The sequence below is a fragment of the Corynebacterium sp. KPL4072 genome (genome assembly GCF_037908395.1).
Classification (GTDB): Bacteria; Actinomycetota; Actinomycetes; order Mycobacteriales; family Mycobacteriaceae; genus Corynebacterium; species Corynebacterium kefirresidentii.
Window position 1 is genome coordinate 143,233 of the sequence record NZ_JBBMGE010000008.1, and the last position, 8,711, is coordinate 151,943.

Genomic DNA, 8,711 nt, shown 5'->3' on the forward strand with positions numbered 1-8,711 from the left:
TCAAACGTGAGGGAAATTAAATGAGCATTCTGAAGAAAATTAAAAAGGCCCGCCAAGAAGCACGCGCACAGGCAAAGGCTGCCAAGACCCGCGCTAAGGCAGAGGTAAAGGCCCAGTCTAAAGACCGCCGTCGCCAGCAAAAGCTCCTGGCCAAGCAGGAAAAGCACCTCATCAAGTCTGAGGAAAAGGGGCTAAAGAAGCGCCGCAAGCACGAGGAGAAGATGGCCAAGAATGAACTGGCCAAGCTCAAGGCCGGCCGTTTTAATTCCGATAACGTCAAGCGCTACGCCGGTGCACTGCGCACCGCCGCTCCCCTGCTGCTGCCACTTCTCTACCGCGGCTACGTAGGCTTGAAAACCGAAGGCGAAAAGCGAAAGGCCGCCAAAGCCGGCGTAACTTCGGACCAGATGGCTTCCTTCTCTGGCTACGGTGCACCACTTAAGGCCCGCACCGCCGGCATCCGCAACTCCCTCGACAACACGGATATCCCGGCCGGATTCAAGCGCGATGTGCGAGACCGCCTCCAGGAAGTAGACTCCGCCATCGACAATGCTGAGTTTATGACTGAGCAGCAGCGCCGCCGCGCACACAAGACCATTAGCTCGGAGATTGACTCCATTACTGCGGAAATCCAGCAGCGTCTGGCCCAGTAAAATCATTTATGCCACCACCGAATAGGGGGCGGTGGTGGCATATATTTATTTTCCATAAAGTTCCGGAATTTTTCGGGGAAAGTCTTTTCAGCCAGAAAAAGATGCTGATAATCTTCTAATCGCCCTATCCCCTGAAACACCATTAATGCTCTCTTTGCTTGGTGTGCATTTAGAAAATTGGAGGCAAAATGTCCCGCCGTGAAGTGACCCAATTTTACGACGACTTGGACCACACCCTAATTCCCGAAGACCAGCTAGAAGTCATTCGCTTCAGCGTGAACGGTCAAAACTACCTTATCGATCTCTCCACGGATAACGCGCGTCGCTTCCATAATCTTCTCGCCCCCTACGTGGACGCCGCCCGCGTTGCCCCGGACATCAATGCACAGCGCGCCAATCCGAGTCAGATCCGCGCATGGGCACGCACCCAAGGGTTGCCAGTGGCGCACCGGGGCAAGATCCCGCAGGACGTCATCGAGGCCTATAACGCTGCCAACTAGAGCACGCCCTGCTCGCGCGCAGCCGCCACGGCGGAGGTGCGCGAACGCACACCTAGCTTGTCATAAATGTGCACAAGGTGGGACTTCACGGTGGCCTCAGACAACATAAGATCTTGTCCAATCTGGCGGTTTGAAGCACCGGCTGCCACCAGTTGCAATACTTCTAACTCGCGCGGTGTAAGGGAAGTACGCGGCGTGCGTACGCGAGTCATTAGCCTATCGGCCACGATAGGAGAAAGCGCCGAATCACCCTCCGCAGTCGAGCGTACCGCCGCGAGCAACTCCTGCGGTGGTGCATCCTTGAGGAGATAGCCCACGGCGCCGGCCTCAATCGCGCCGAGAATATCCGCATCGGTGTCATAGTTAGTGACCACCAGAACCTTGGGCGGGGTGGCCATGGCGGATCGAATCTGCGCGGTAGCCTCCGCACCACCCATAACGCGGGTCCCTTCCACGCCGGCGCCAAAGCGCAGGTCCATCAGGATGACATCGATGCCGCCCGCCTGCGCAGCCGAAACCGCAGCTTCGGCCGTAGCGACCTCCCCTACGACGTCGATATCTTCTGCGCCCTCCAGCACGGAGCGCAAGCCTAGCCGGACGATTTCGTGGTCATCTGCTAATAGGACCCGAATCACGACATTCCTCCTATCGATGTCATTGTCAACCAAAAGTTTAATCTACTCGGCTGTTTAAGGGCATACTAGCTGACACAGCAGTGCCCTCCCCCGGCGCGGATTCAATAATGACCTCCCCGCCTAGCTCCTGCGCGCGGCGCCTGATTGCGGCCAGCCCAATATGTCCCAGCCCTGCAGGGGTACTCTCCACCGCGGCCGGATCAAAGCCCTTGCCATTATCCACCACGTCCAGGCGCACCTCATCGCCCTCATAGGTCACCGTAATCCGGGCGCGGCTCGCCCCTGCATGCTTGACGACGTTCCCCACAGCCCCCTGCGCAATCCGCAATAACGCCGCCTCCACCTTCATGGGCAACTGTTGTACTTCACCTTCGGATTCCACCTCTACGTGGATGTCTCCAGTAGCACCAAAATTCTCCGCCATGCGGGTCAACGCCGCCTCAAGGGAAGCCTCATTGAGCGTTGGCGGCTGCAAGGCCGCAATCATCGCCCGAGCCTCATGCAGATTATCCGCGGCCGTCCTTCGGGCCAATTCGATGCGCTCTCGCGCCTTGTCCGTATCCTGCTTATCCAGATCGCGGTCCGCCGAATGCAAGAGCATCTGAATGGAGGAAAGCCCTTGGGCGAGGGTGTCATGAATTTCATGGGCAATGCGCTGACGCTCGGCGACCATGCCCGCATCGCGCTCTGTGGCCGCCAGTTGCGAACGGGTTGCGACCAACTCTTTATTCATCCGGGACAGCGTCCGGAAGGCATAAGTGATCGCTATCGTCACCAGCGCCGAGACTGCCGGCCCCATCACCCCACCAAAGGTCAGCCCCTGCGGAATCTGCACCACCACCGTGATGATTGAGGCGCCAATGACGCACACGATGCCCGCTGCCATATCCAGTACCGTGAGGTATAAGAAGAACATGGCGAAGACCAAATAGATTGCCGCTGGGGCCACGAATAAGTCCGCCACCCACAGCACCGATAGGATGCATAACCACAAGTAGCGCACCGGCCTAGCCCAGTTCTCCCCGTACACCGAGCCCGCGAAATATACCGCCGCAAAACCCACCAAGAGCAGCAGGTTAATAATCGCTTGGGAAAGCGGCATCCGCGCCGAGGTGAAAATGCCGACCACCAGCAGGCCAGCGGTGAGGATATGGATGCCGGTGCGGAGTGCATCGGTATCCCGGTCTATTGTGGAGTTCATGCGCAAAAGCCTACTTCCCCTTTTCACCCTAGCCGCTTTTGGGATCGCCGGCTGCGATTCATCCACGCCCGCCCCTGCGCCAAACACCCCGGTAACCCCAGAATCATCGCAAGCACCCGAGGTTAACGTCTCTCAGACCGCGGAGGTCAATGACTGGAGCGATTGCCCCTACATCGACCCCGGCTGGCTCGAAGAAACCAATGGCCAGCGCCTGACCAAGCAGGGCGTCGACACGCGCTTTCCTACCCCGGCCTGTGTGTTCTGGTCCTACCAGGACGACCCACAAGCCACCGTCATCGTGCGGGATATGCCCACGGCCGAAGACGCTCGCGCCGCAGTGGATTGGGCCGCACCTATCGACGCCACCGAACCCGCCTCTTTTGACGGTTGGGAAGGCGGCCGGGGCGTGGTCGATGAACACGCCGTATACGCCGTGCAGAAGGACACGCACGCGGTGCTGGTCTGGAGCAACCAGCAACAAACGGTTAAATCAGAGCAGATCGCCCACGAGGCGATTGCGAACTTAGGCCTTTAGACCGCGACATCGTTATACGGCATCATTGGCGACAGCCACGGGAATACAACCTCCATCAGCAGGAAGAAAACTCCCACCGCAATGGCGATGGCCAAGATGACTTTCACCGGTGTCGGCCCCGGCAAAAAATTCCATAAAGCGCGATACATTATTTCTCCTCTTTTTCTACTTCCATAGCGTGCACAATCATGCGCTCCGCATTGGAAAATTGCGGGTGGCACGTGGTCAGGGTAAGGATCTCGCGATTCGGCGCGGCGTCAGACTCTGGTACTGGGTTGGTCACTGAGACATCGCCAGGCGTTGTAATATGCCGGCCAACCACGTGGGAATACTCCGGCGGTATTCCGTTAAAGCAATCCGCCTGCTCTCCATCAATGGGCAGTACGCGATAGGTGATTCGCTCCGTTTGCGTCTCCACCACGATGTCATCGCAGGTCTCCAGCTTGCCTAGATCATTAAAGGGAGCCCCCTTGCCCACGCGGTGGCCGGCAACGGCAAAGTTTCCCATCTCCCCCGGCATCTGGGAATCTACGTAGCGACCAGGACCGCGGAGCAGATCATCTTCATTGGTGCCCTCAATGATGGCGAAGTGATAGTCAGAACCAAAGGTGGGAATGTAGAGCTGGGCGAATGCCTCGCCCAATTCCGGCTCCATCTTCTGGCGTGGGTTCCTCCATTGCTCTTCAAGATCGGCACTCGCCTCTTCTTGCAACTGCCCGGATTCTACATTTGTCCAATAGGCTTCATAGAATGCAAAGAGTAAAAGAACCACGCCAATGGTTAGCATGAGTTCCCCAAGAACTTTAGTCATGCCTTAGACCATACTGCCCATGAAAGGTTAAGTATGTACGAAGTCTTCATGTACCCGGTTTCTGGAATCATGAAATTCTGGCACTGGATCGTCAGCAGCTTCGTCAGTGAATCCACGGCTTGGCTGATCTCGATCATTCTGCTCGTTATCACCGTGCGTGGAGTCGTTGTCCCCCTGAACTGGATTTCCGTACGTTCCGCCCGTATCGGCGCACTCATCCGCCCAGAAAACAACCGCATCAAAAGGCAGATGAACAACGCCACCACTACCGAGGAAATGGTGGAGCTCATGCAAGAGGAAAAGAACCTCATGAAGAGCTACAACTATAACCCTGCAGCGGGCTGTTTTCCCCCACTCATCATGATCCCGGCCTTCATCGGCCTCTACCAGGTGCTCCTGCGCATGTCTAATATCGAGCGCGGCTCCACCACCGTGGGAATGCTGAATGCCTCCGATGTGTCGGCCTTCCGCCAAACTACCTTCTACGGCGCCCCGTTGACGGATTTCGCCCGCGAACACGGCGACCTCATCAACCCCATCTTGATAGCCGCTATTACCTTTACCATGGCTAATTCTGTTATTTCTCTGGTGCGCAGCTTCCGCACCACTCAGTTTGATCAAAAGGTCAACCGTCGCGTCTTCATCATCATGGGCTTTTTGCTCTTAGTCATCCCATTCTTCCTATGGCACTTGGCCCAAACCGGACCAATCCCGGTAGCAATCATTCTCTACTGGGGCTGCGCGTATCTCTTCACGCTGATCCAAACCGCCATGTTTGAGATCATTTTGCACCGCGACTACCCACTTACTGAGGACGTTCATACTATGCGCCGAGACAGCATCCGCCGCTGGCGCAAGCGCGAAAAAGAACCCGCCCTCTCCAAGGAAGAGAAGAAGCGGGTCAACCGGCTACGTATGGAGGCACGAAAGTATCTTAAATCGAATAATCAGCAGGGGGAGCAGAAAGCATCTGAGTAGCCAGTTCGCGAGCCGTCTGCAGCGGCCCAATCTCCTTGGTGAGCCGAGCGCCGGCGCGACCACCATCCAAGAAGATCAAAAGCTGGCTCGCCTGCGAAGAGGATGGGTACCCATTGCGCTCAGTCAACAATGCCGTCAAGGTAGAGTGCACCCAGTTACGGTGCTCAATACATGCGGCCACGATCCCGTGCTCAGCTTCAGTTTCTGGTCGCGGGTATTCTCCGGCCGCATTCAAAAAGTGGGATCCGCGGAAATCCTGCTTGGGTTCTTCCTCAATCGCTTTATCAAAAAAGGCCAGGATCTTTTGATCCGGATCCGTCATCTCCGCAGTGCGCTGCTCCCAATCCTGGCGGAACTTCTCGTCCAAAGCTTCCACATAAGCGATTACGAGCGCATCCTTGGAACCAAATAAGGAGTACAAAGAAGCCTTAGCTACGTCCGCCTCACGCAGGATGCGGTCAATTCCGATGACACGAATGCCCTCGGTAGTAAAAAGCTTGGTCGCCGATTCCAGCAGCCGACTACGCGGGCTGGGCCGATTACGGCGCGACTTCTTTTCTGCCATGGTTTCCTCTCTAAAACGACAAAGCCGGTTCATCTATACTTTATAGACAAACCGGTTTGTACGCGAATTAAATGCGGGCTACTTCTTAATGAGCCCCACGATCCACAACAGGATACAAGCACCACCAGTAGCGGCAATCAAGGAGAAGATCCATCCGCCTTCCTCAATGTTCAGGAAGTGGATAATCATTCCGCCGATAATGCCGCCCAGCACACCAACAATAAGGTTGGTCAACAAGCCATGGTCGCGCTTCATAATCTTTTCTGCCAGCCAGCCAGCAATAATACCGATAACAATCGAGCTAAAAAGCCCCAAACCCAAATTCATGCAATCCTCCTAAATTAACGGGTACACTCCAACGTACACGAGCGAACCGGCCCTAGGGGGTACGCAACAACAAAGGTGCTCCGCCTACATGGGCGGAGCACCTTATACGCAGTAGCTTTTAGTTGTCCTCATCCGGGCGAACAACCATCATCGGGCATGGTGCAGACTGCAGCAATGCGCGAGAGGTCGAGCCCAAGAGCATACCCTTAAAGCCGCCGCGGCCATGGGAGCCCACAACCAGAAGCTGCGCACCTTCTGCGGCTTCGGTCAAAGCGCTCACTGGACGATCCCGGGTGATAAGCTGCTTGACCTCTACGTCTGGGTACTCCTCGCGCGGCTCCTTGAGGTTTTCCGCCAGCAACTCGCTCTGCTCCTTCTCGATATCAGCCCACTCAGACTGGGCGGCCGAAAGACCAGCCAAGGAAGCCTGAACCTGCATATCCATCCAGGTGTGGACCGCAATCAATGCGGCACCACGGGCCTGTGCCTCACGGAATGCATAGGCAGTGGCCTTCTGCGAGACCTCAGAGCCATCCACACCGACCACGACAGGACCGTACTTGGTGGAGTCCGTAACGTGATTATCTTCGCGAACGACGACCACTGGGCAAGAAGCGTGGGAGACAACCGAAGCGGAGACAGAGCCCATCACCATGCCAGACAATCCACCCATGCCGCGGGAGCCCATGACGATCATGGTGACATCATGCGACATTTCCAGCAGCATATCGATCGGGGAGCCCTCAGCCACCGTGTGACCAATCTTCAGCTCTGGGGCAACCTCATGAGCGATAGCGCGGGCCTCTTCGATTTTTTCCAGCGTCTCGGCCTGCAAGTCATCGAAAAGCTCCTTCGGCGGAACCATGCCCTCTGCGTACAAGAACTGCGGCATGGTGTAGCTCGATGCAATTCGAAGAGGAATCTCGCGCTTCATAGCCGTATTTGCGGCCCAGCGTACTGCATTCTTGGATGCTTCCGAACCGTCAACGGCAACGACTACAATGTCTTCCTTAGCCATGATGTGTCCTTTCCGTGGTTATACCTTAATTGTAGTACGGATTAGACTTGAGGGTTGATGGTTGCGGCCTCAGAATTCGACGGGAACATAACGGTGTAAACAAATTCCAAGACGGTGCGAATTACGGCGCCGATACCTTCAGAGAAAAAGGCAACAACCGGTTCAATGAGAGAGTTAAAATCCATGGACAAAACCTTAGTACATCGCAGAAAAGGTTTCACGCCTTTACCGATTAAAGACGGCCTAAACCCTACCCGCGTGCGCACCCCTGAGGCAAACATAACCGCCTGGGATTTTCTTAGTGCAGTAATCTCGGCACAACGCCACCGGCATCCTCACGATGACGCCGCCGCGCTCCAAGCGCGCTTTGACTCCGGCGAGGTGGTCCTACGCGACCAAACCCAGCTCCGACCGGAATCCGTCTTGCGCCAAGATGAGGACGTCTTTTTCTACCGCATGCCGGCACCCGAGATACCGGTGCCTTATGACATCCCCGTTCTCTATGAAGATGAACACATTCTCATCGCCGATAAGCCACCGTTCATGGCCACCATGCCACGGGCGCGACATATCGTACAGACCGCTACAGTCCAGCTGCGGCGAATGACCGGAAATAGCGAACTAGCACCAGCACACCGTCTAGACAGACTTACATCCGGAATCTTGCTATTTACCAAACACCGTGAGGTGCGCGGTGCCTACCAAACCCTTTTCGCTGAAAAGAAAGTCTCAAAAACCTATCAAGCGATCGCCAAATACCGGCGCTTTCCGACGCCCCTCCAATGGTCCTCGCACCTCACCAAGACCCCCGGCGAAATCCAGGGCCGAATTGGCGACGGTCCCCCTAATGCGTTCACTACCCTCGCTTCAGTCGAGCGCATAGACAATGCCCCTTATGAAAAACTACACGGCCACCTGCCAGAATTAGGAATTTACACATTAACCCCCACCACGGGTAAGACCCATCAATTGCGTCTCCATATGTGGCAAGCAGGCGTACCTATCCTGGGTGACCCAGTCTATCCAGAAATCTTTCCCGAAGAAGCAGAGGATATGCGTATCCCCATGCACCTAACGGCCACGCGCATCGAATTTACTGATCCCCTGAGTGAAAAGCCGCGCGAGTTTGAGTCCGCCCTGCCGCTATACACACACCGTCTCATCGATTTTCAGTAGCACAAGCCCGGTACGCCGAGCCTCGTGCTAGCGGCTTCTCGGTGGCCTATGTTGAAACCGATGGCTGCTACAGGATAGGCAGTGTGGTGGTAGTAAAAATAGCTCAATAGCCCGAGACTGCATAGACAGCTCGGGGCACCCTTGCCACGTTGTGGGCCGGTGACAAGATGTGAGTCCGCCCAGACTCTCCCCTCCATAGCCTTCAGCCGTACTCTTGGCTTTGCAGCTGAGGCCCTCCACCAGCTGGGTGGGCTGGTAAAACGCAAGGAAGAGGGCGGTGGTATACCGTCCTCTTCTTTGTTGTATTTTGTT

13 protein-coding genes are annotated in these 8,711 nt (G+C 56.0%); 5 read left to right on the forward strand and 8 right to left on the reverse strand.

Translation table 11 applies throughout. The features are described from left to right. The first annotated feature begins 20 nt into the window (after nucleotides 1-20). Complete coding sequence (locus tag WMP97_RS09565; protein WP_301733080.1) at nucleotides 21-653, forward strand: DUF6474 family protein; 633 nt, start codon at nucleotides 21-23, stop codon at nucleotides 651-653. 188 nt (nucleotides 654-841) lie between these two features. Beyond that, nucleotides 842-1,153, forward strand: a complete 312-nt coding sequence (locus tag WMP97_RS09570; protein ID WP_086588574.1) for a histone-like nucleoid-structuring protein Lsr2 — start codon at nucleotides 842-844, stop codon at nucleotides 1,151-1,153. Here the strand turns inward: WMP97_RS09570 and WMP97_RS09575 are convergent. Next, a complete protein-coding gene (locus WMP97_RS09575) occupies nucleotides 1,150-1,788 on the reverse strand; it encodes a LuxR C-terminal-related transcriptional regulator (RefSeq protein ID WP_023020112.1) in 639 nt (212 codons plus the stop codon). The two genes, WMP97_RS09570 and WMP97_RS09575, sit on opposite strands and share 4 nt — an antisense overlap. A 37-nt stretch (nucleotides 1,789-1,825) precedes the next feature. Further along, entirely contained in the window at nucleotides 1,826-2,989 is a 1,164-nt protein-coding gene (locus tag WMP97_RS09580) for a sensor histidine kinase (RefSeq protein ID WP_340440395.1), read from the reverse strand. Here WMP97_RS09580 and WMP97_RS09585 point away from each other — a divergent pair. Further along, nucleotides 2,988-3,524, forward strand: coding sequence for a DUF2020 domain-containing protein (locus WMP97_RS09585; protein ID WP_301733082.1), 537 nt, complete (start codon nucleotides 2,988-2,990; stop codon nucleotides 3,522-3,524). The genes WMP97_RS09580 and WMP97_RS09585 overlap by 2 nt on opposite strands. On the opposite strand, the gene WMP97_RS09590 is transcribed toward WMP97_RS09585, so the two are convergent. Both WMP97_RS09590 and WMP97_RS09595 read right to left on the reverse strand, forming a co-directional pair. Beyond that, entirely contained in the window at nucleotides 3,521-3,673 is a 153-nt protein-coding gene (locus WMP97_RS09590) for a hypothetical protein (RefSeq protein WP_023020115.1), read from the reverse strand. The two genes, WMP97_RS09585 and WMP97_RS09590, sit on opposite strands and share 4 nt — an antisense overlap. Next, entirely contained in the window at nucleotides 3,673-4,335 is a 663-nt protein-coding gene (locus tag WMP97_RS09595) for a class E sortase (protein ID WP_200288526.1), read from the reverse strand. Before WMP97_RS09595 ends, WMP97_RS09590 begins: the two co-directional genes overlap by 1 nt. 33 nt (nucleotides 4,336-4,368) lie before the next feature. On the opposite strand from WMP97_RS09595, the gene yidC reads away from it, so the two are divergent. Then, nucleotides 4,369-5,313, forward strand: coding sequence for a membrane protein insertase YidC (gene yidC / locus WMP97_RS09600; protein WP_340440396.1), 945 nt, complete (start codon nucleotides 4,369-4,371; stop codon nucleotides 5,311-5,313). Here yidC and WMP97_RS09605 read toward each other — a convergent pair. The 4 genes from WMP97_RS09605 to WMP97_RS09620 all read right to left on the reverse strand — a co-directional run bounded on the left by WMP97_RS09605 (nucleotide 5,270) and on the right by WMP97_RS09620 (nucleotide 7,408). After that, nucleotides 5,270-5,878: a TetR/AcrR family transcriptional regulator gene (locus tag WMP97_RS09605; protein ID WP_023020118.1), complete on the reverse strand. Its 609-nt coding sequence runs from the start codon at nucleotides 5,876-5,878 to the stop codon at nucleotides 5,270-5,272. The genes yidC and WMP97_RS09605 overlap by 44 nt on opposite strands. A 78-nt stretch (nucleotides 5,879-5,956) precedes the next feature. After that, complete coding sequence (locus WMP97_RS09610; RefSeq protein ID WP_005325340.1) at nucleotides 5,957-6,205, reverse strand: GlsB/YeaQ/YmgE family stress response membrane protein; 249 nt, start codon at nucleotides 6,203-6,205, stop codon at nucleotides 5,957-5,959. A gap of 118 nt (nucleotides 6,206-6,323) precedes the next feature. Then, complete coding sequence (locus tag WMP97_RS09615; protein ID WP_239206430.1) at nucleotides 6,324-7,223, reverse strand: universal stress protein; 900 nt, start codon at nucleotides 7,221-7,223, stop codon at nucleotides 6,324-6,326. A 41-nt stretch (nucleotides 7,224-7,264) separates the two neighbouring features. After that, nucleotides 7,265-7,408 carry a hypothetical protein gene (locus tag WMP97_RS09620; protein ID WP_340440397.1) on the reverse strand — a complete coding sequence of 48 codons (144 nt, stop codon included), beginning with the start codon at nucleotides 7,406-7,408 and terminating at the stop codon, nucleotides 7,265-7,267. Between WMP97_RS09620 and WMP97_RS09625 the strand changes: the two genes are divergently transcribed. Beyond that, nucleotides 7,389-8,399 carry a pseudouridine synthase gene (locus tag WMP97_RS09625; RefSeq protein ID WP_445293091.1) on the forward strand — a complete coding sequence of 337 codons (1,011 nt, stop codon included), beginning with the start codon at nucleotides 7,389-7,391 and terminating at the stop codon, nucleotides 8,397-8,399. The two genes, WMP97_RS09620 and WMP97_RS09625, sit on opposite strands and share 20 nt — an antisense overlap. The last annotated feature ends 312 nt before the right edge of the window (nucleotides 8,400-8,711 follow it).

Bases quoted from the DNA above. Each gene is read 5' to 3' on its own strand.
- WMP97_RS09565 (WP_301733080.1), top strand. From the start codon at position 21: ATGAGCATTCTGAAGAAAATTAAAAAGGCCCGCCAAGAAGCACGCGCA.
- WMP97_RS09570 (WP_086588574.1), top strand. From the start codon at position 842: ATGTCCCGCCGTGAAGTGACCCAATTTTACGACGACTTGGACCACACC.
- WMP97_RS09585 (WP_301733082.1), top strand. From the start codon at position 2,988: ATGCGCAAAAGCCTACTTCCCCTTTTCACCCTAGCCGCTTTTGGGATC.
- WMP97_RS09580 (WP_340440395.1), bottom strand. From the start codon at position 2,989: ATGAACTCCACAATAGACCGGGATACCGATGCACTCCGCACCGGCATC.
- WMP97_RS09590 (WP_023020115.1), bottom strand. From the start codon at position 3,673: ATGTATCGCGCTTTATGGAATTTTTTGCCGGGGCCGACACCGGTGAAA.
- WMP97_RS09595 (WP_200288526.1), bottom strand. From the start codon at position 4,335: ATGACTAAAGTTCTTGGGGAACTCATGCTAACCATTGGCGTGGTTCTT.
- yidC (WP_340440396.1), top strand. From the start codon at position 4,369: ATGTACGAAGTCTTCATGTACCCGGTTTCTGGAATCATGAAATTCTGG.
- WMP97_RS09605 (WP_023020118.1), bottom strand. From the start codon at position 5,878: ATGGCAGAAAAGAAGTCGCGCCGTAATCGGCCCAGCCCGCGTAGTCGG.
- WMP97_RS09610 (WP_005325340.1), bottom strand. From the start codon at position 6,205: ATGAATTTGGGTTTGGGGCTTTTTAGCTCGATTGTTATCGGTATTATT.
- WMP97_RS09615 (WP_239206430.1), bottom strand. From the start codon at position 7,223: ATGGCTAAGGAAGACATTGTAGTCGTTGCCGTTGACGGTTCGGAAGCA.
- WMP97_RS09625 (WP_445293091.1), top strand. From the start codon at position 7,389: ATGAGAGAGTTAAAATCCATGGACAAAACCTTAGTACATCGCAGAAAA.
- WMP97_RS09620 (WP_340440397.1), bottom strand. From the start codon at position 7,408: ATGGATTTTAACTCTCTCATTGAACCGGTTGTTGCCTTTTTCTCTGAA.